Below are 21464 nucleotides of genomic sequence, written 5' to 3'. Positions count from 1 at the left end.
CGAAACTACAAAAATGCTGTCTTTAGTTTTATATGCCTTAGATCGATCACCCTTCGAATAAGTGTCATGTCATGCAATGGGCAACTTCTCTAGCCGAGAAGCTGAACAAAGCTGTGAAACGTGTTTATCCCAACATGTTTTTAGATCTCATATTGCTCAATCAGCAATCAGATCACAAATTTTTCCTATTGCGATGAAAACTATGAAATATGTGTGCTATAACAGTGCAACAATGAATTAATGAAACGCTGCAAATGCCTCCCATTTCGCAGTGATTAAGATTAGGGTGAATCACGTTGGAACTTTTATCTGGTGGTGAAATGCTCGTTCGTGCATTAGCGGACGAAGGCGTTGAACATGTATTTGGATACCCAGGCGGCGCCGTTTTACACATTTACGACGCGTTCTTTCAACAAGACAAAATCAATCATTACCTTGTGCGCCATGAACAGGCAGCAGGCCATATGGCTGATGCTTACTCGCGCGTAACCGGTAAGACCGGTGTGGTGCTGGTGACTTCAGGTCCAGGTGCAACTAACACCGTTACCCCAATTGCAACAGCCTATATGGACTCCATTCCAATGGTGATTCTGTCAGGTCAGGTTGCTTCTCATTTAATTGGTGAAGATGCGTTCCAGGAAACCGATATGGTGGGGATTTCCCGACCAATCGTAAAACACAGTTTCCAGGTGCGTCATGCCAGCGAAATTCCATCAATTATTAAAAAAGCATTCTATATCGCGTCATCTGGCCGTCCTGGTCCGGTTGTGGTTGATATTCCAAAAGATGCGACCAATCCGGCAGAAAAATTTGCCTACGAATATCCTGAAAAAGTGAAGATGCGTTCGTATCAACCACCACATCGTGGTCACTCAGGTCAAATCCGTAAAGCGATTGATGAACTGATTCATGCCAAACGTCCAGTGATTTATTCAGGCGGTGGTGTGGTGCAGGGCAATGCCGCAGCACAGTTAACTGAGTTGGCGCATATTCTGGGTTATCCTGTGACCAATACCTTAATGGGCTTGGGCGCATTCCCGGGTGATGATCCGCAATTCATCGGCATGCTCGGTATGCACGGTACCTATGAAGCCAACATGGCCATGCACAATGCAGACGTGATTCTGTGTGTCGGTGCGCGTTTCGATGACCGTGTCACCAACAATCCGGCAAAATTCTGTCCGAATGCTAAAGTCATTCATATTGATATTGACCCGGCAACAATTTCTAAAACCATCATGGCGCACATTCCAATTGTGGGCGCAGTTGAACCTGTACTCCAGGAGATGCTGGTACAGCTGAAACAGATGAATGTGTCGAAGCCAAATCCTGAAGCGATTGCAGCATGGTGGGAGCAGATCAATGAATGGCGTAAAGTTCATGGTTTGAAATATGAAAAGCCAACTGATGGCACCATGAAGCCACAACAGGTGGTGGAAGCTTTAGATAAAGTGACTAATGGTGAGGCCATTATTACTTCTGACGTTGGTCAGCATCAGATGTTTGGTGCGCTTTACTACAAATACAAGCGCCCACGTCAATGGATCAACTCGGGTGGCTTGGGCACCATGGGTGTAGGTTTGCCTTATGCAATGGCTGCGAAACTGGCATATCCAGACCAGCAGGTGGTGTGTATTACTGGTGAAGCATCCATCCAGATGTGTATCCAGGAGCTGTCGACCTGTAAGCAATACGGCTTAAACGTGAAAATTCTGTGCCTGAATAACCGTGCCTTGGGTATGGTAAAACAGTGGCAAGATATGAACTATGAAGGTCGTCACTCAAGCTCATATGTAGAGTCTTTACCTGACTTTGCCAAGCTGATGGAAGCGTATGGTCACGTGGGAATCCAGATTGACCATGCCGATGAGCTTGAATCGAAGTTGGCTGAGGCCATGGCCATCAATGATAAATGTGTATTTATTAACGTGATGGTTGACCGTACTGAACACGTTTATCCGATGCAGATTGCCGGTCAGTCCATGAAAGATATGTGGTTAGGAAAAGGGGAGCGTACAGAATGAGACACATTATTTCCGTTCTCGTTGAAAACGAAGCTGGTGCGCTTTCTCGTTTAGTGGGCTTGTTCTCTCAACGTGGTTATAACATTGAGACGCTGAACGTAGCACCGACTGAAGACCCGACTTTGTCACGTTTGACACTCACTACTTATGGTGATGACCACAAAATTGAGCAGATTACCAAGCAGCTGAACAAGCTGGTTGAAGTGGTCAAAGTGGTAGATTTGTCTGAAGGTGCGCATATTGAACGTGAACTGATGCTGATTAAAGTCAAGGCACTGGGTTCAGCACGTGATGAAATCAAGCGTACTGCCGATATTTTCCGTGGTCAGGTGGTCGATGTGACACCAACGACCTATACCATTCAAATTGCCGGTACCACAGAAAAGCTTGATGGCTTTATTGATGCGTTGGCTGAGAACACCATTCTGGAAGTGGTGCGTTCAGGCGTATCGGGTATCGCACGTGGCGAAAAAGTTTTAACTATTTAATTTAACAACGAATTCATCTCTCCCGGCTGGGAGAGGCGCTAGCAAGCTGAATAATGAAATTGCCCTAGCGGACAGGAATCAAAAGCATTTAAGCGGAGACAGCAATGCAAATTTTTTACGATAAAGACTGCGACTTATCTATCATCCAATCTAAGAAAGTAGCGATCATTGGTTACGGTTCACAAGGTCACGCGCATGCGCTTAACCTTAAAGATTCTGGCGTTGACGTAACTGTTGGTTTACGTGCTGGTTCAGCTTCTTGGAAAAAAGCTGAAAATTCAGGTCTTAAAGTTGCTGAAGTTCCTGCTGCAGTTGCACAAGCTGACGTGGTGATGATCTTGACTCCAGACGAGTTCCAAGCGCAACTTTATCGTGACGTGATTGAGCCAAACATCAAGCAAGGCGCGACTTTAGCATTTGCTCACGGTTTCTCTGTTCTTTATAACCAAGTTGTTCCACGTGCTGACTTAGACGTAATCATGGTTGCACCTAAAGCACCTGGTCACACTGTACGTTCTGAATACCAACGTGGTTCAGGTGTTCCTGATCTTATCGCGATTCATCAAGATGCTTCTGGTAACGCACGTAACCTTGCACTTTCTTACGCTTCAGGCGTAGGTGGTGGCCGTACAGGTATCATCGAAACTTCTTTCCGTGAAGAAACTGAAACTGACCTGTTCGGTGAGCAAGCGGTTCTTTGTGGTGGTGCAGTTGAACTGGTTAAAATGGGCTTCGAAACTCTGGTTGAAGCGGGTTATGCGCCTGAAATGGCTTACTTCGAATGTCTACACGAACTTAAATTGATCGTTGACTTAATGTTCGAAGGCGGTATCGCGGACATGAACTACTCTGTATCAAACAACGCTGAATACGGCGAATACGTAACAGGTACTGAAGTCATCAACGAACAGTCTCGTGAAGCAATGCGTAATGCGCTTAAACGTATTCAATCTGGTGAATACGCGAAGATGTTCATCCAGGAAGGTGCGTTGAACTACCCATCTATGACTGCTCGTCGTCGTCAAAATGCTGCTCACGGTATCGAAGTAACTGGTGCTAAATTGCGTGCGATGATGCCTTGGATTCAAGCAAACAAAATCGTTGATAAAGAAAAGAACTAAGTTCTAATTTCTGAGCCAAAAAGCCCTTGTGTTTCACAGGGGCTTTTTTATGTCATTTAAAAATAGAGCTTACTGAGTTAAGTTAACTTCCGTGCCTCAAAGTAAGGCAAAGCAATGCTTTCCCTTACTTTTCGTACCTTGGATTCAAGCAAACAAAATCGTAGACAAAGAAAAGAACTAATTTCTCGAATCATTTGATTTGAACGCGAAGACCCACTCACTAGAGTGGTTTTTTTACATTTAATATTGTGTGCCTTGCTTCATTCAAAGGAGTGCTTTTCTTCCTTGTACTTCATACAAAACACTGTTTTTTACTTCTTACGCTTCACTTAAAGTGCTGCTTTGACGTCGCTGCCAGATCATCTGCCCCAAAAATAACTACTGTACTGAGTGAGATGGCTAATCACGCTGGGTCACTAAATTGGCTGAAAAATACTTTTATTTAGAAGAATTATTTTTTACTCAGATTAAAAGTCGAGTGAAAAATGAATAAATGCGAAAAAAGTAAAAAATGAATCAGGAATAAAACAGATTGGGCTGCTTTGGTTTTTTCTGATGGGGTTTATGTATTTTATTATTTCTCCCTAACAGTTTATTGAATAAGGCTATCCCTATTACTAAGTATTTTATATTTAAAATAACAATCAAATAATCTGTTTAAATTGTCAGGCTTCTTAAGAATATGTGAAATTTCAACTAATTTTTGGTGGAAAATTCTAATATTTCGAGGGAAACTAAAAAAAAATGTAATAAATGTAAAGGAATGTTTATTAAGGGTATTTAATATTTTTTATAAAAAACATCTATTTGTTTTTATCTTAAAAAACTAGGTAGAAAAAAATCCCTAAAAATAGTGACCCAAGTAGCAAGGAGAATTTGGGTCACCAAAAAAAGAGAATTAGTCCAAAAACAGTCGATTAAAAAAGAAAAATAATTTTAAAAAATAAACACTTAGTCTTGTGTGAAAAATCCCGTATAGATGGTTTTTTCTGTGGAATACCTACAATAAAAGGACTTGCTCAGGATCGGGTTTTAATCAGTCTAAAGACATTCTGGTTTGGGTGAGTGATTAGAAAAATGGTTCTTATATTAAAGTTATGGAGAAACACGACATGTCTACATTAATTAAAACAGCTATGGCGGTATTATTTGCAGGTACTTGCTCATCAGCAATTTATGCAACAGAAGCTGAAACAGCTGGTAAACCAGGCGGTAAACATAACTGGAATAGCTGTACAACTTTAGGTTGTGAAAAAGATATTCCAATTAAACTAGAAGTTCCAAAAAAATGTGAAATTAAAGGCGGATCAGCAATTGAGTTGAGCAAAGCCGGTGGTACCAAAACATCTAACTATACAGTAAGAAGTAATACTCACTATGTATTAAATATTACAACTGCAAACAATGGTACCAATGCAAGTACATATGTTAAGCATGAAGATGATGGCACAGTACGTATTCCAACTACAATCACAACAACAAAAACAGGTGGTGGTGCGATTGCTTGGGGTAGCAGTAACCATGCTGGTCTAGCAGATGATGTCTATACTGTTTCGGTTACTAACTCGGCAGTAGCTCCATTCCAGCGTGCAGGTACATATTCAGACACTTATAAAATCAAAGTGTTCTACTAATTTAGTGTTTCGCCTAACTTGGTCTTCGGACCAAGTTAGGCTTTTTCGTTATAAAAGCTGGGGAATAATATGAAAAAAATAATAGCCTTTTTAGTTTCATCGCTGTGTTATGTATCTGCAAGTTATGCAGGTGTTTCTATTGATCCGGTTCAGATGTATATCAACAGTCAGGCTAAACAAAGAACCACAACGCTTACTTTAGAATCTACAGATGAAACTGAAGCAAAAATTTTTGAAATTAAAGCCTTTAAATGGACGCAACAAGGCAATGGTGAGAATGTTTTGGTACCAGATGACACCCTTATTTTAAATCCCAAAAACTTTATTCTGCAGCCGAATGGCAAACAGACTATCCGTGTTGGTTTTAATCGTCCTTTAGAGTCGGTACTCACCGGTAATCAGGAGGGTGCATGGCGCATTCTGGTGGAAGAAATTCCACAGGCCGTGAAAGAAACCTCAGTTAACTTTCTGCTCAGCTTTAACCTGCCTTTATTTGTCGGTAAGCAGGAAGATACGAACGTTAAATTTAATATTGAGAATAACCGGCTGGTTGCACAAAATCAGGCCAATTCGCATGTTCAGATTAATAATTTGAAGATTGTTGATGCCAATAAGAAGGAAGTGTTTAAGGCCGATACTATGGCTTACTTATTGGCCAAAATGAATTACAGCTATGAGTTAAATGGAACCAAGATTGCAGATCCAAAAAAGTATACTGTCCAATTTTTTACGGATAAGAACGATAACATGGTGGAGCTTAAATTCTCGGACTAGCGGTATAAGGGGAATTTGCGATGAATATAAAAAATCGGTGGTTTATTGTTGTTCATATTTTATTTAGCTTCGCAGCGAATGCGAATGAAAATCCGATAGAAGAAAGTCTTGCCAATCTGTGGATTAATGAACTTGATCATCATACTGATATTATTTTAATCACAGAAGGGCAGCATTATTATATGGGTTGTGATGTGCTGTCCGAACGGCAAATTCAAGTGCAAAAGTTAAAGAAACATCAGCAGCGTGCGGATTTCTGTCTGGTCAGTGAAGGCGATATTCAAGCGGTTTTTGATAGTTCATCGCAGTCCATTAAATTAACCATCCCCACTCACTATTTTCAATCCGATTTAAACGTTTTTAACCAGAAAGTGATTCCTGAAAAAGCCAGTTTTGGTGGCTTTATGAATTATGACTGGGTCTATGCCAACAGCGATTCAAATGAAGCTTATAGTGGTCTGGCCGAGTTGGGGATCTTTAAAGATTACTGGATTCTCAAGAATTCGGTGCTGTATCAGAATACCTCTGTCGAGGAGCAGGTGGTACGTTTAAATAGCAGTTTTGATCTGGAATTTCCGGAAAGCATGACCCGTCTAACCCTGGGCGACACCACAACAACCTATAACCCGTTAATTAACTCTTTGCGTTTTGCCGGTTTAAACTGGGGAACCAACTACACCGAGCGTCCAAGTTTTGTCTATTGGAATATTCCAACCTTACAGGGTAGCGCGCGTATTCCATCTACTGTTGAGCTGTTTATTAACGGGGTGAGCATTTATAGCCAGAAAGTCAGCCCGGGTGATTACATGCTGGAAACAGGGGCGCAAATTCAGCAGGCGGGTGAGGCACAAATTGTAGTTGAAGATGTTTTAGGTAATCGCAGTGTGCAAACTTTTCCGGTGCTGGTCACTAACCGTTTATTACGTGATGGCCTAGATGAATATAATATTGCCTTAGGTAAGCTGCGTTATAACTACAATCTGGACAGTAGCGATTATCGGGATTTCTTTGTTAATGGCTTTTACCGCAGGGGACTGTCTAACGCAACCACCCTGGGAACCAATCTGTCCTATAGTGAAGATATTCAGAATGCGGGGGTTATGTGGACTCAGGCCATCAGTAATATTTTAATTGTAGACAGTGTGATCATGGCCTCGCATGATGACCGAAATCAGATGAACTATTCCTATGGTTTATCCGCCAGCAAAGATTTCGGGAATTTTTCACTGGGTGCCAGTTCCAAGTATACCGAACGGGATTTTAAGTTTTTAGGCGATGATCTGGACAATGTTTCGAATTATCCAAAATTTGAAAATCTGGTGTATTTAGGGCTGACCAATGTGCCTTATGTGCACAATATTAATCTGAACTATGCTGAACAGAAATACTATGATCATCCTGAATTTGAACAGCAGAACCAGCGGGTGATCAATGTTGGATTTAACCGGAATTTTGGACGCCAATTTGCTGTCGGGCTCAGTTATTTCAATGCCTTTGGCGATCGTAAAGATTCTGGCGGGATATTATCTCTTAGTTATAATTTTGATAATGATAAATCCGTCTATTTTAGTCAGTCTGCAGACCAGAACACCAACCTGCAGCTGGTAAAAAGTGACTCGAGTCAGGTCGGCTTTGACTATGCTGTCGGTGTGAATCATCGCAATGATGACACACTTTATAATGTAAATGGCCTGCTGAAAACCAAGGTGGGTGATCTAGATTTTTACCATGTTCAGGGCAAGGAAACGCGTGACTCGCAACTGGCTTATCGTGGTGCTGTTGTCTGGTTGGGTAATCAGCTAAGTTTTACCAAAATTGTTGAACATGCTTTTGGTTTGGTCAAAGTCGGGGATTATCAAGATATTGATATTCTACGCTCACTGGTTTATGTCGATAAAACCAACAAAGACGGCTATGCCTTTGTGCATGACATTATTCCTTATGTGAAATACGACATTGCCTTTGATGAAAATCAGTTACCTATCGAAGATAAAATTCTTTATTCAAGTAAACAAATTACCGCGTTAAACCAGCGCGGCTACAAAATCAATTTCCCGGTTTTCCATGCTAAACAGGTTCGTATCCGGCCGGTAGATGTCCAAAATCGCAGTTTTGTACCGGGATCAGAGCTGCATATTAACAATGAAGGTGGCGAGGTTTATCCGATTGGTTCGGATGGAACGGTCACTTTATATGGCTTGATTCCAGGGAATTATAGTGTCCGGATTAAAACCCGAGAGGCGCAAACCTGTAGCGCTGTATTACAGGTTTCAGCTCAGGCACAAGATATAACTGTACCGGTTGAACTTGTGTGTAAATAAAAGGAGTAGGGGTGATGAAAGCGAGTGTACTGTTTTTAGTCTGTTGTATCAGCAGCAGTCTGTCTCTGGCACATGCGAGACAATGCCAAATTGAGCGTTTAACGGCAACCCAATTGAATTTGAATGCCTCTTATTTAAGTCAGGCTGCGACTTCCTTTTCGGTGAATTGTGATAGTCGTTATGCTATTAAATTTAATAGCCGAAATCTGGTGAATAGTACAGGCAGCAGTTATCTGGTGAATGAGAAGAATTATAAGCTCAGAACCCAGATGAATATTAGTGGCGCCAGTTCTTCACGCTGGAATGTTCCGCTTAGTCAGGCCCCTACTGGTCAAGATAAATTTGTGGTGTTGGTTCAATTAATGGAACGTCCAACGGCAAGAACACCTGCCGGTGTATACCGGGACAGTCTATATATTAATTTGATGTTTTAATTATGCTTTAAATATTGGAAATATCGAATATTTTTCCAAGGCTCTAACCAGGCGGGTGCAATACCACGAGTTTGATACATGTATGAAATTAATTTCATGAATTTATCATAAAACTGCAAACTGTAAGGATTATGCTGGGCAGACAACAACAACAGAGGAATACGCGGATGTCAGCGTCTTCACGCACACTGGTATTAAAGTCGCCTAATATTCCTGAGAATTTTAAATTTTATTTTAAACAGGAAAAACAAAAAAACGCGATTAATGAAGTTATTGAAATTGAAGAGCTGGTGCGACCTCGTTTAAGAATTGCGTTAGTGACAGAAACCTGGCCGCCAGAAATTAATGGTGTGGCCAATTCATTATTACAACTGTGCAAAGGATTGCAAAAACTGGGACACAAAATTCTACTGATTCGTCCTGAACAAAAACAACCTTGTACCGATTTTAGTCCCAACAAAGAATGTCTGGTCAAGGCGCAGTCTATTCCGAAATATGGCCATCTGCAGTTTGGCTGGCCACAGCTGTATAAACTCTCTACCGCCATGGATGAGTTTGAGCCAGATATCGTGCATGTGGTGACCGAAGGGCCGCTGGGTCTGGCTGCTTTACAGGTGGCAAAATCCAAGCAGATTCCGGTATCTAGCGGTTTTCACTCTGCCTTTCAGGACTTTAGCCGCTTTTTTGACCTGGCTTTTCTGGTTAAACCGATCCAGCGTTATCTGTGCTGGTTCCATAACAATACGCAACTGACCTGTGTGCCTAGTACTGATACCGAGCAGTCTTTACGCCAGTTTGGTGTGGAAGGCCCACTGGTGGTCGTTGGTCGTGGGGTCGACGTCGACAGGTTCTCACCGCAACATCGTTCAGAAGCCTTACGTTTACGTTGGGGCGCCGATGAACAGACCCGGGTGCTGATTTATGTGGGCCGGGTGTCGCCAGAAAAAGAAGTGAACGTGGTGATTGATGCCTATCGGGCCATGCAGGCCATTGCCAAATATCCAACCAAGCTGGTGGTGGTAGGCGATGGCCCAGACCTGAAACGTCTGGAAGGGCTGAACACCGATGGCGAGGTCATTTTTATGGGCAGCTTAAGCGGGCAAAAACTGGCTGAAGCTTATGCCAGTGCAGATGTGTTTGTCTTTGCCAGTCAGGTAGAAACCTTTGGCAATGTGGTGCTTGAAGCCATGGCCAGTGGCTTGCCAGTTGTGGCGTATGACTATGCCTGCGCCAATTTGCATGTCAAGCAAGATGAAACCGGCTGGCTTAGTCCACTGGGTGATGTCGCCGGAATTATGCGTTCGATTTATCAGTTGCCAAGCGCAAAAGTATTAAGACAGATGGGTAAAAAAGCCCGTGAATCTACCCAGCATATCGGCTGGCAATATCCGATCCAACAATTTGAACAGGCACTTTATCGGGTGGTGCAGGAGTCGCATATGACGACCTAGATTTTAAGCTCAAGCTTAAAGGAGAGCATAGAATGAAACTTAAAAATGCAAAAATAAGAATACTTGATCTCGACTTGAAAGGCTGTTTGTATCTCAATCATTTTTCCCACTCCGAACGGGTGGCTTATTTCTTTAAAGTGGTGAGCCGCTTAGGCGACGGTTTATTCTGGTATGTCATGCTGGCCACGGTCTGGTTATGGCAGGGCCTGCTGTATGGATTGCAGATTATCTACTTGCTGTTAGGTGGATCGGTCGGTACGGGCATCTATAAACTGCTTAAAAGCAAAACCGTGCGTCCCCGTCCTTATCAGGTACATCAGGTGATTCGCTTGGGCGAGCGTCCGCTTGATCACTTTAGTTTTCCTTCCGGTCACACTTTGCACGCGGTCATGATTACCACAGTGCTGGGCTATATTCAGCCGCTACTGCTGGTGTTGATGTTACCTTTTACCATTCTGGTGGCGCTATCACGTATGGTGCTGGGGCTGCATTATCCAAGTGATGTGGCGGTCGGTGCACTGATTGGCGGTGTGGTGGCCAGCGGCATTATTTCGGCTGCGCCGTATCTGGAAATTGCGCTATAGCCCATTCACCGGCGGTACGGCCTGTCAAAGCTGGTACAGCATTTGCAAAATTTGCTAAAGTAGTGCATCACACTAAATTGCCTTAGGAATAGACATGGGTTTACGTTGGACAGATAGCATCGATATCGCCATTGAACTGTATGAAGCACATCCAGATGTCGATCCGCAATGGATCCGTTTTACTGACCTGCATGCCTGGGTTTGTGCACTTTCAGATTTTGAAGATGATCCGACCAAGTCAACCGAAGGTCTGTTAGAAGCCATTCAAATGGCATGGATTGACGAAGCACGTTAACAGCGACTTCAAAAAACCGATTTTTTTTACAGATTAAACGCAGAAAAAAGCCCATTTTTCGGTATAATGCGGCAAAATTTCTGTCAACTTTGACTTTAAGGAGCCAATCATGGCTATCGAACGTACATTATCTATCGTTAAACCAGACGCAGTTGCTAAAAACGTAATCGGCGAAATCTTCGCGCGTTTTGAAAAAGCGGGTCTTAAAATCGTTGCAACTAAAATGAAACACTTGACTCAAGCTGAAGCTGAAGGCTTCTACGCTGAGCACAAAGAACGTGGTTTCTTCGCTGACTTAGTTGCGTTCATGACTTCTGGTCCAGTTGTTGTTTCAGTTCTTGAAGGTGAAAACGCAGTTCTTGCTCACCGTGAAATCCTGGGCGCAACTAACCCTAAAGAAGCGGCTCCTGGCACTATCCGTGCAGACTTCGCTGTAAGCATCGACGAAAACGCTGCTCACGGTTCTGACTCTGTAGCATCTGCTGACCGTGAAGTTAACTACTTCTTCGCTCAAACTGAGATTGCTCCACGTACTCGTTAATACGCAGTATTCAAACCAGATAAGTGTTATTATACTTATCTGGTTTTTTTATTCTCTGAATAATCCCTCGCTCAGATCTTGAGCATCTCCTTTCATCCTCAGACATGATTTAGGTAATACACATGAGTAATGAAGTGGTCGCTTCATCTGCAACATCTGATGAGCAGCAACAATCTTTGTCCACTCCAGCGCAATCAACTTCTGTGCAGAAAGTGAATTTACTGGGCATGTCGCGTGCTGAGCTGGAAAAATTCTTCGAAGATTTAGGCGAGAAGAAATTTCGTGCCGGCCAGGTGATGAAATGGATTCACCAGTATTTCGTGACTGATTTTGCCGAAATGACCAATATTTCAGGCAAGTTGCGCGCAAAACTGGAACAGATATGTGAAATTAAAGCGCCAGATGTGGTGCATAAAAACTATTCTAAAGATGGTACGCGTAAATGGGTGTTCCGTGTTGGTGATGGTGCGGGTTCCTTGGTTGAAACCGTGCTGATTCCTGCGGAAGATAAAACTGGCTCACGTAAGACCTTGTGTATTTCTTCACAAGTTGGCTGTGCGCTGGACTGTTCATTCTGTTCAACCGGTAAACAGGGCTTTCAACGTGACCTGACCCAAGCTGAAATTATTGGTCAGCTGTGGATGGCCAACTATTCCTATATGGAAGATGTGCCGGTTGCAGAGCGTGAGCGTTCGGTGACGAACGTGGTGATGATGGGCATGGGCGAGCCGCTGCTGAACTATGATGCGGTCTTAAACTCGATGCGTATTATGCTGGATGACTTCGCCTATGGCATGTCAAAACGCCGTGTAACGCTGTCGACCTCGGGTGTAGTGCCAAAAATTGACCAGCTGGCTGAAGATATTGATGTCGCGCTGGCGATTTCTTTACACGCCACCAACGATGAACTGCGCAATGAGCTGGTGCCAATCAACAAGAAATATCCACTGGAACAGCTGATTGCAGCCTGCCAGCGTTATATCAAAAAAGATGGCAACGAAAGTGCGCGTAAGCACGTGACCATTGAATATGTCATGCTCGATGGCGTGAATGACAGCATTGAACATGCCAAAGAGATGATCAAGCTGCTCAAAGACCTGCCAAGCAAAATCAATTTAATTCCGTTTAACCCGTTCCCGCATGCGCCATATGGCCGTTCAAGCCGGAACCGGATTATTTCTTTCCAAAAAACTTTGTCTGATGCCGGATTTGTGTGTACGATTCGTCAGACACGCGGTGATGATATTGATGCTGCGTGTGGCCAGCTGGTGGGACAGGTGGCAGACCGTACCCGTCGTGCGGAACAATGGAAAAAGAAAGTTGCAGAGCGAAATGAAATTATGCGCTCTCAAGGATAATTAAATTTAGGGGGAGAGGTCCATTGACTAAGTTGATGTATAAATTCACAACCATCAGCACATTGTGTGTGGCTGCATGGATGAGCACCGGCTGTCAAACCACAACTCCTACTTTAAGTCCGAAAGATCCGGAAAAGGCAATTCAGGTGCGTACCCAGCTGGCGGCCGAGTATTTAAAATCGGGTGATTTAGACTCGGCCAAACGTGCCCTGGATCAGGCACTGGAAACAGATTCGCGTGATTCTATGGCCAATATGATGATGGGCGTGCTGCTACAGCAAGAAGGTAGCAAGCTGAATCTGGAGAAGGCCGATACGTATTTCAAGCGTGCCATCTCTGCCGATCCGAACAATGCGCAGGCGCGTAACAACTATGGTACGTATTTGTATCAGGTTGAACGCTATAATGATGCCATTGAACAGCTGAGTATTGCCGGGGCAACACTCGGTTATGATCAACGTTTTCGTGCATTGGAAAACGTGGGGCGGATTTACCTGAAACTGGGCGATATGGCGAATGCTGAAAAATCATTCAAGCAGGCCCTGCAGGCAAACCGTGACTCCTATGTTTCAATGTTAGAGTTGGCGGAAATTTTTTATTTCAACCAGCAGACTCCTGCCGCATCCAGAATGTATGAACAGTTTGTGCGTGCTGTGGGACAAAAAAATCAAGGTGCGCGTGCCTTATGGATTGGGATCCGTGTTGCGCGTGCAAATGGCGATCAGTTAGGACAGCAGGTGCTGGTCAATCAGCTCCGGGCATTGTTCCCTGAAAGCCAGGAATATCAACGTTATTTGCAATTACAGCACAGTACTGAGGCCGTATGGAAGTAAATCCTAATTCACCGCAATCAAATACAAATGTAGCGCCCAATGCATTAGGAAATATCCAACGCCCAGGTGAGTATCTGCGTCAAATCCGTCAAAATCAGAAGCTTGAGCTTGAAGATGTGGCGCAAGAATTGAATATTCCGGTCAAAACCCTGACGGCGCTGGAGCAGGATGAATACAAGTCACTGCCTGAAGCGACCTTTATCAAGGGTTATTACCGCACCTACGCCAAATATTTAAAAGTCGATGCCACCAGTATCATCCAGCGTTTTGATGAAATCTATGCCAATGATACCGGCATGCTGCCGAATCATGCCCTGAATAATTCCCCAATTAAAATTATGGGCAAACTGCCTGGCTCGAATCGTGACCGTAACCGCAAATGGTTAAAACGTATTGCGCTGGCGGTAGTGGCACTGGCCTTAATCTGGATTATCATCGCGGCCGTGCAAAACTGGTCATCTTCGCAGTCGAGCGACACTGAGCAGAATATTGTGCCAATGTCTGATGTCGAAATTATTAATTTAGACAACAGCAGTGCCGTGACCGGCGATCAGCTGTCTTTAAGCTTTAATCGTCCGACGTCGGTTCATATTGTGGATTCGACCGGGAAGGTGCTGGCCACTGGCCGTCAGGCGTCCAGCTTGAATTTAACTGGTGAGGCACCATTTCAGATTCGTTTAGATGATGCAACCGCAGTGTCATTAAGTCTAAACAATGAAAATATTTCATTGTCTCCATATACCGTCAATGGCAAAGCGGAATTCCGTTTGTCGCCTTAATGGCACAGAGTAGAGCGAAATCATGATTGAGAATCCAATTCGACGCCGTCCAACCCGTAAAATTCGTGTCGGTTCAGTCTATGTGGGCGGTGATGCGCCAATCAGCATTCAGAGTATGACCAATACCGAAACCTGTGATGTCGCTGCAACGGTTGCGCAAATTCAGCGCTGTGTTGATGCTGGTGCAGACATCATGCGGGTATCGGTACCAAGCATGGAAGCCGCACAGGCTTTTGGTGAAATCCGTAAGCAGGTCTCTGTTCCTTTGGTGGCTGATATTCACTTCGACTATAAAATTGCTTTGGCTGTGGCCGATTTCGGTGCTGACTGTCTGCGGATTAACCCGGGTAATATCGGTTCGGAAGCGAAAATCCGTGAAGTGGTGGCTGCGGCCAAACATCATGATATTTCCATGCGGATTGGGGTCAATGCCGGTTCACTGGAAAAAGATATTCAAAAAAAATACGGCGAGCCGACCGGTGCAGCCTTGCTTGAATCGGCCATGCGCCATATTGATATTTTAGACCGTCTGGATTTCCAGGAATTTAAGGTCTCGGTGAAAGCATCGAATGTATTTTTAACCATGGATGCCTATCGTTTGCTGTCGCAGCAAATTGATAATCCGCTACATTTAGGTGTGACTGAAGCGGGAATCTATCGGACCGGTTCGGTGAAATCAGCGATTGCCTTAGGTGGCCTGCTGATGGAAGGCATTGGCGACACTATGCGTATTTCCCTGGCAGCAGAGCCGGAAGAAGAAGTCAAAATTGGCTTTGATATTTTAAAATCGCTCGGCCTGCGTTCTAATGGCATTAACTTCATTGCCTGCCCAAGCTGTTCACGTCAGGAATTTAACGTGATTAAAGCCATGCAGATGTTGGAAGAGCGTCTGGAAGATGTCCGCACTCCAATGGATGTGTCGGTGATTGGCTGTAAAGTTAACGGTCCGGGCGAAGCCAAAGAAGCTGATATTGGCGTGGTAGGTGCAAGTCCGCGTTCACTGGTGTATCGTAATGGTGAAAAGAGCCATTTAATTGATACCAATCAATTGGTTGATGAAATCGAAACAATGGTTCGTCAACGTGTTAAAGAGCTTGAAGAAGCTAAGTCAAAAGAGATTATTCGCACAGGTTTTTCTGAGTAGATCATGAGTTCAATCGTCGCAATCAAAGGTTTTAATGACATTCTCCCAACCCAGACCCCGGCTTGGAGACGTCTGGAACAGCATCTGTCCAGTCTTATGGATGCTTATGGTTATCAGCAAATCCGTTTGCCGATGGTTGAGCAGACCCATCTGTTCAAGCGTTCCATTGGTGATGCAACCGATATCGTTGAAAAAGAAATGTACACCTTCCTGGACAAAGGCAATCCGCCAGAGTCATTGACTTTACGTCCGGAAGGTACGGCAGGCTGTGTACGTGCCATGCTTGAGCATAACCTGCTGCGCGGTGCAACGCCTCGCGTGTGGTATATCGGCCCAATGTTCCGTTATGAAAAACCGCAAAAAGGCCGTTATCGCCAGTTCCATCAGTTTGGTGTGGAAACTTTTGGTGTCGCTACCCCAGATATGGATGCCGAGCTGATTTTAATGACCGCGCGTTTATGGAAACGTATGGGCGTTGCAGATAAAGTTCAACTTGAACTGAATACTTTAGGTGAGTCAGATGAACGTGCCGCGTATCGCGCCGCCTTGGTTGAGTTCCTGGAAACGCACAAAGCCGATCTCGATGAAGATTCTCAGCGCCGTTTAAGCACCAACCCGCTGCGTATTCTGGACTCTAAAGATGCCAAAACTCAAAGCATCCTGGAAAATGCACCAAAACTTCACGACTTTATGGGTGAAGACACCATGGCGCATTTTTCCCAGTTGCAGCAGTATCTGACTGATGCCGGTGTCAGCTTCGTGATTAATCAAAAATTGGTCCGTGGTCTGGATTATTACAACAAAACTGTATTTGAATGGACCACCACCCATTTGGGTTCACAGGGGACAGTGTGTGCCGGCGGCCGTTATGATGGTCTGGTGGGGCAGTTAAAAGGCAAGCCAGAACAGTCGGTTCCGGCAGTTGGTTTTGCCATGGGCATGGAGCGTTTATTGCTTCTATTGGAACAGGTCGAAGACAACAGCCCAAGCCGCGATTGTGAAGTGTTCCTGGTGGCCGATCCGGCATCACAAGGTAAAGCACTGGTGCTGGCAGAGCAGATTCGTGACCAGCTTGAAGCCAGTGGTAGTGCCATTCGCCTGAAAGTCGGCTCACAAGGCTCGATGAAAAGCCAGATGAAAAAAGCCGACCAGTCGGGTGCACTGTATGCTTTAATTCTGGGTGAGCGTGAGTGGGAAAACCAGCGCTTCGCCGTTAAAGAACTGGCCACTGCCGAGCAGTTGGATGTAGCTGTGGCAGGGATTGTGCCATTTATGATTGAAAAATTTTCTTCAAAATAAGCCAAAGAACATAAGGAAAAGGGTAATTCAATGAGCGCATTAAGTGATGATGAACAACTTGATCATTTAAAATCATTCGCTAAGAAATATGGTTCTGCAATTATTAGCGGGATTTTGATTGCGCTGATTGCCTTTTTCGGATGGCAATACTGGCAGAAGAAAAACCTGGCTGAAGATCAGACCAACACCGCCAAAGTCCAGCAACTGATGGACGAGGCGCGTGCGGCTGAAGGCGATGACAAAGCTTTCCAGAATCTGTCGACCACGGCCGATAAGATTGTGAAAGAAGCTCCAGATTCCGTCCAGGCCATTCAGACCCAGTTCTTAATGGCGAAACTGGCCTATGATCAGGGCGATTATGCCGGTGCAGAAAAAGCCTTAAAGAAAGTTGAAAATTCTAAAGTCGATGATGCCGGCTTAATGCAGGTATTAAAACTGCGTTTGGCCTATGCGCAATTGGCACAAAAGAAATATGATGAGGCACTGAAAACCTTGTCTGCCGTCAACGATCCTGCCTTTAAAGCAACAGCTGAAGAAGCGCGTGGTGATGTGTACGTGGCGAAAAATGATATTGAAAATGCCAAAAAAGCGTATCAGAACGCATGGAATGCGTTACTTGAACGTCAACAGGAACGTCAAATTTTACAAATTAAACTCGAAAGTGTCGGCGTTTTAGTTGATGATCCTGAAATTGAACGTCCTGTAATCGACACACAAGTGGATGAAACTGAATGAATAGAAAATATAAGATCCCGTTTGCACTAACTGTTTTAAGCCTTGCATTGGTTGGCTGTTCAAGCAACAGCATTAAAGTTGAAAAAGTAAAACCGAATCCTTTGCCAAAACTGCAACAGGCCAAAACCCTGGTGCCTGTATTTTCTCAAAACACCTCATCGACTGCTGAAGAAGATCCGCTGCGTTTACAGCTAGATGTCGATAATGGCGTGGTATTTAGTATTGATCCTAAAGGTGAAGTAGCGGCCTATCGTGGCAAGCAGCGTTTGTGGCAGACCGAAGTCAGCAAACAGGGGCTCAGCTCAGGTGTAGAAGCGGCAGAAGGTCTGGTGATTGTTGGGAATCAGAAAGGTCAACTGTTTGCACTGGATCAGGCTACAGGTGAGAAAAAATGGACCGCACAATTGACTGGCGCCATTCTGGCACCTTCGCTGGTGCATGCCAACCGTGTGGTGACCATCAGCAATGATGGTATTGTCTATGCGCATAACCTGGCGACTGGCCAGCAAATGTGGACTTACAATTTGCCGAATGTCCAGTTTAGCCTGCGTGGTAGCGCTGCACCGGTAGCGGTTGATCCGCGTACCGTGCTGGTAGCAACCGCCAATGCTTATATTTATGCAATTGATGTGGTGACCGGTACGCCGCGTATGCAGCGCCGTGTGGCCATCAGTGAAGGTCGCTCCGATATTCAGCGTTTAAATGATATTGATGGCGATCCGGTAGTAGCTGGCCAGTTCCTGGTCACTACCAGCTTCCAGGGCCAGGTGACCGTCACTGATCTGGCTTCACAGCAAGTGGTTTGGAGCGAAGACCTGAGCAGCACCAAACGTCCGGAAGTGGTCGGCAATGGGGTTTTTGTCGCCAGTGCCGATGGCCGTTTAGTGGCTTATGAAATTACCAGTGGCCAGAAGCTGTGGGAAAATAACCAGTTGCTTAACCGTCGTTTAAGTAACCCGGTAATGCTGGGTCAGGACCTGGTGGTGGGAGATATGGATGGTGTCTTGCATCTGTTTAACCCGAGCAACGGTCAGCTGATTGGTCGCGCCAAAACCAGCGGTGAAGTGCGTTCTTTACGTGTCATCGACAACCAGTTATATGTTGGTACGCAAAAGGGTGCATTCAGCATTTGGCAGAACCGTTAACTTTTTGTTGCCTTATGTTAAACTAGGCGACAATTTCCGTATTTTTTAACGCGGGGTGATTGAATGTTCAATGCCCCGTGTTTTTATTCAGGTCTTTGACTGAAATTTTTTCTTCCCATTTGTTTCTGATGTTCAGACCCGTGTAGTGGACTGATCTCAAATAAAGGTTAATCTATGAAACCCGTAATTGCGCTCATTGGTCGTCCGAACGTCGGAAAATCAACGTTGTTTAACCAGATCACCAAGAGTCGTGATGCTCTGGTCGCAGACTTTGCCGGCCTGACGCGTGACCGTAAATATGGTGATGCGACCTATCAGAATAAATCCTTCATCGTGGTCGATACCGGCGGTATTGGCGAATCTGAAGGTGGTATCGATTCTTACATGGCCGAGCAGTCGAAAACCGCCATCCATGAAGCCGATATGATCATCTTCGTGGTCGATGCACGTGCCGGTCTGCTGGCTTCGGATGAACAGATTGCCCGTGAACTGCGTACGCTGGGTAAAAAAGTCTTTCTGGTGGCCAACAAGGTTGATGGCGTACATGCAGAAGCCGCACTGGTTGAATTCTTTAAACTGGGGATGGGCGAGCCAATGCAAGTGGCCGCCAGCCATGGTCGCGGTGTTCAGCAGATGCTGGAAGAAGTACTGCAAGATGTGCCGGAAGATGAAAACCCGGAAGAGCGTGATGAAGACACGGGTCTGCGTCTAGCGATTATTGGTCGTCCAAACGTGGGTAAATCGACGCTGGTGAACCGTTTGCTGGGTGAAGAGCGCGTGGTTGCTTTTGACCAGCCGGGCACAACACGTGACTCGATCTATATTCCGTTTGAGCGTGAAGGGCGTAAATACACCCTGATTGATACTGCCGGTGTACGCCGTAAAGGCAAGGTCGATGAAATGATCGAGAAATTCTCGATTGTAAAAACCTTGCAGGCGATGAAAGATGCCAACGTGGTGGTTGTGGTGGTCGATGCCCGTGAAGGGATTGTCGAGCAGGACCTGCACCTGATTGGTTATGCGCTGGAAGCTGGCCGTGCCATGGTGATTGCGATCAATAAATGGGACAACATGTCTGAATATGATCGCAAGCAGTGTAAGCTGGATGTCGAGCGCCGCTTTGACTTTATTCCTTGGGCGCGTATTCACCTGATTTCAGCGCTGCATGGCACTGGGGTGGGTGATCTTTATCCATCAATTCATCGTGCTTATGAGTCTTCGCGCTTAAAAGTATCACCAGCCAAACTGACTCAGATTCTGAATGATGCAACTGAAGCGCACCATCCGCCAAAAGTGCAGGGTCGTGCCATTAAAATGCGTTATGCACACATGGGAGGCCAGAACCCGCCAACGATTGTAATTCACGGTAACAAGGTTGATAAAACCCCGGCCGATTATCGTCGTTACCTGGAAAACGTGTTCCGTAAGGTCTATAAGCTGGAAGGAACTCCGGTGAAGATTGAATTTAAAACCTCTGAGAACCCGTTTGAAGGACGTAAATCACAGGTGGATGAACGTACTGCTGCGCGTCGTCGTCGTTATGTACAGAAGTTTAAGAAAGCCGAGAAGAAATTTAAACGCGGTTAAGCGGTTTGTCGCTTGATACAAAAAAAGCCCGAATCAGATTCGGGCTTTTTTATGGCCATCAGTTTCTAGTCTGGACGCCGTGCCAGCCACATATTGCTATAACGATTCACCCACTGCGGGCTTAGGCGTGACAGGGTAAACAGGAATTTGCTTTTTAATCCGACCGGCTGATGGGTGGCGGTAAATAGCGAGCTTTTTCGCGTAACACAACTGAAAATTTCATCGGCCACATCTTCCGCGCTTAAATGTACCCCCATATTTTGGATGGTGCCGGCATCCATATCTTTGACCATGGCGGTTTGTACAAACAGAGGCATCACATCCAGCACCCGGATACCATATTTTTGCCATTCAACATCCAGCCCTTCGCTTATACCGCGTACCGCAAATTTGCTGGCCGAATACGACACCAGATCGGCCTGTCCATAAATGGCCGAAGCTGATGACAGGTTCACCACCCGGGCAAAAGTCGCCTGTTTTAAATAAGGCAGTGCGGCATGACAGCCATTTAGCACCCCATTGACATTAACCTGCATGGTACGCTGATGCGCCTGAATCTCGGTGTCTTCAAAAGCACCCGAATATAAGATACCGGCATTATTGACTAGAATATTCAGCTCGCCAGCCCAGTCTACAAAACGCGCCAAAGCCGTTTGCCACTGTGCATAATCCGCGACATCCAGCCCGCCGGCTTGCGCATTGGGACCCAGCTGCTGCGCCAGTTGCTCGGCCTGTGCAACATTTAAATCATAAATTCCGACTTTATAACCCGCCTGATAAAATAAGCGGGCCACTGCTGCACCAATGCCTTGTGCTGCGCCACTAATGAAGATACTGTGCATGTGGCTAACTCCTTGTGTTTTTGTTTTTCAAAGTGTTGTTCTGTTGAGAGCATAGCAAATATTTTTATGTAGATG

General features: G+C 45.0%; 20 protein-coding genes. 19 read left to right on the top strand and 1 reads right to left on the bottom strand.

What is annotated here, in order from left to right; genetic code table 11:
• The first annotated feature begins 296 nt into the window (after window positions 1–296).
• From FTT64_RS10095 to der, 19 genes are all read left to right on the top strand, one after another.
• Window positions 297–2024 (top strand): acetolactate synthase 3 large subunit, encoded by a 1728-nt coding sequence (locus tag FTT64_RS10095; protein WP_035363671.1) that lies wholly within the window; start codon window positions 297–299, stop codon window positions 2022–2024.
• Window positions 2021–2512 carry an acetolactate synthase small subunit gene (ilvN, locus tag FTT64_RS10090; RefSeq protein ID WP_005182370.1) on the top strand — a complete coding sequence of 164 codons (492 nt, stop codon included), beginning with the start codon at window positions 2021–2023 and terminating at the stop codon, window positions 2510–2512. The genes FTT64_RS10095 and ilvN overlap by 4 nt, the downstream gene beginning before the upstream one ends.
• A 104-nt stretch (window positions 2513–2616) precedes the next feature.
• Window positions 2617–3633, top strand: coding sequence for a ketol-acid reductoisomerase (gene ilvC, locus FTT64_RS10085; protein WP_005182373.1), 1017 nt, complete (start codon window positions 2617–2619; stop codon window positions 3631–3633).
• A 1112-nt stretch (window positions 3634–4745) separates the two neighbouring features.
• Window positions 4746–5267 (top strand): hypothetical protein, encoded by a 522-nt coding sequence (locus tag FTT64_RS10080; RefSeq protein ID WP_005182374.1) that lies wholly within the window; start codon window positions 4746–4748, stop codon window positions 5265–5267.
• Between the two features lie 69 nt (window positions 5268–5336).
• The gene (locus FTT64_RS10075; protein WP_005182375.1) at window positions 5337–6041 is read left to right on the top strand and encodes a molecular chaperone; all 705 of its coding nucleotides are present in this window, start codon (window positions 5337–5339) and stop codon (window positions 6039–6041) included.
• A 20-nt stretch (window positions 6042–6061) separates the two neighbouring features.
• Entirely contained in the window at window positions 6062–8362 is a 2301-nt protein-coding gene (locus FTT64_RS10070) for a fimbria/pilus outer membrane usher protein (protein ID WP_168396727.1), read from the top strand.
• Between the two features lie 14 nt (window positions 8363–8376).
• Entirely contained in the window at window positions 8377–8796 is a 420-nt protein-coding gene (locus FTT64_RS10065) for a hypothetical protein (RefSeq protein WP_005182377.1), read from the top strand.
• A gap of 167 nt (window positions 8797–8963) precedes the next feature.
• Window positions 8964–10247 (top strand): glycosyltransferase family 1 protein, encoded by a 1284-nt coding sequence (locus FTT64_RS10060; RefSeq protein ID WP_127799070.1) that lies wholly within the window; start codon window positions 8964–8966, stop codon window positions 10245–10247.
• A 32-nt stretch (window positions 10248–10279) separates the two neighbouring features.
• Window positions 10280–10831 (top strand): phosphatase PAP2 family protein, encoded by a 552-nt coding sequence (locus FTT64_RS10055; RefSeq protein ID WP_104470590.1) that lies wholly within the window; start codon window positions 10280–10282, stop codon window positions 10829–10831.
• 94 nt (window positions 10832–10925) lie between these two features.
• On the top strand, window positions 10926–11126 hold the full coding sequence (gene iscX, locus FTT64_RS10050; protein ID WP_127799072.1) for a Fe-S cluster assembly protein IscX: 201 nt from the start codon (window positions 10926–10928) through the stop codon (window positions 11124–11126).
• A 109-nt stretch (window positions 11127–11235) separates the two neighbouring features.
• Window positions 11236–11667, top strand: a complete 432-nt coding sequence (ndk, locus tag FTT64_RS10045; RefSeq protein ID WP_005182388.1) for a nucleoside-diphosphate kinase — start codon at window positions 11236–11238, stop codon at window positions 11665–11667.
• A 122-nt stretch (window positions 11668–11789) separates the two neighbouring features.
• On the top strand, window positions 11790–13025 hold the full coding sequence (rlmN, locus tag FTT64_RS10040; protein ID WP_005182389.1) for a 23S rRNA (adenine(2503)-C(2))-methyltransferase RlmN: 1236 nt from the start codon (window positions 11790–11792) through the stop codon (window positions 13023–13025).
• A gap of 35 nt (window positions 13026–13060) precedes the next feature.
• Window positions 13061–13858 carry a type IV pilus biogenesis/stability protein PilW gene (pilW, locus tag FTT64_RS10035; protein WP_104470591.1) on the top strand — a complete coding sequence of 266 codons (798 nt, stop codon included), beginning with the start codon at window positions 13061–13063 and terminating at the stop codon, window positions 13856–13858.
• A complete protein-coding gene (locus tag FTT64_RS10030) occupies window positions 13849–14637 on the top strand; it encodes a helix-turn-helix domain-containing protein (protein WP_127799074.1) in 789 nt (262 codons plus the stop codon). The genes pilW and FTT64_RS10030 overlap by 10 nt, the downstream gene beginning before the upstream one ends.
• 22 nt (window positions 14638–14659) lie before the next feature.
• Window positions 14660–15781, top strand: a complete 1122-nt coding sequence (ispG, locus tag FTT64_RS10025; protein ID WP_005182396.1) for a flavodoxin-dependent (E)-4-hydroxy-3-methylbut-2-enyl-diphosphate synthase — start codon at window positions 14660–14662, stop codon at window positions 15779–15781.
• A 3-nt stretch (window positions 15782–15784) separates the two neighbouring features.
• Window positions 15785–17080: a histidine--tRNA ligase gene (gene hisS / locus FTT64_RS10020; protein ID WP_127799076.1), complete on the top strand. Its 1296-nt coding sequence runs from the start codon at window positions 15785–15787 to the stop codon at window positions 17078–17080.
• A 30-nt stretch (window positions 17081–17110) separates the two neighbouring features.
• Window positions 17111–17815, top strand: a complete 705-nt coding sequence (locus FTT64_RS10015; protein ID WP_005182401.1) for a tetratricopeptide repeat protein — start codon at window positions 17111–17113, stop codon at window positions 17813–17815.
• Window positions 17812–18960, top strand: a complete 1149-nt coding sequence (gene bamB, locus FTT64_RS10010; RefSeq protein WP_127799078.1) for an outer membrane protein assembly factor BamB — start codon at window positions 17812–17814, stop codon at window positions 18958–18960. The genes FTT64_RS10015 and bamB overlap by 4 nt, the downstream gene beginning before the upstream one ends.
• A 174-nt stretch (window positions 18961–19134) precedes the next feature.
• On the top strand, window positions 19135–20547 hold the full coding sequence (gene der / locus FTT64_RS10005; protein WP_005182406.1) for a ribosome biogenesis GTPase Der: 1413 nt from the start codon (window positions 19135–19137) through the stop codon (window positions 20545–20547).
• A gap of 65 nt (window positions 20548–20612) precedes the next feature.
• Here der and FTT64_RS10000 read toward each other — a convergent pair whose 3' ends face one another.
• The gene (locus FTT64_RS10000; protein WP_016659529.1) at window positions 20613–21389 is read right to left on the bottom strand and encodes an SDR family oxidoreductase; all 777 of its coding nucleotides are present in this window, start codon (window positions 21387–21389) and stop codon (window positions 20613–20615) included.
• Window positions 21390–21464: the final 75 nt, after the last annotated feature.

This window comes from Acinetobacter sp. Q186-3 (assembly GCF_013420655.1).
In the GTDB taxonomy this organism is placed as follows: Bacteria; Pseudomonadota; Gammaproteobacteria; order Pseudomonadales; family Moraxellaceae; genus Acinetobacter; species Acinetobacter indicus.
This window is presented reverse-complemented; position numbering and strand designations above follow the sequence as displayed.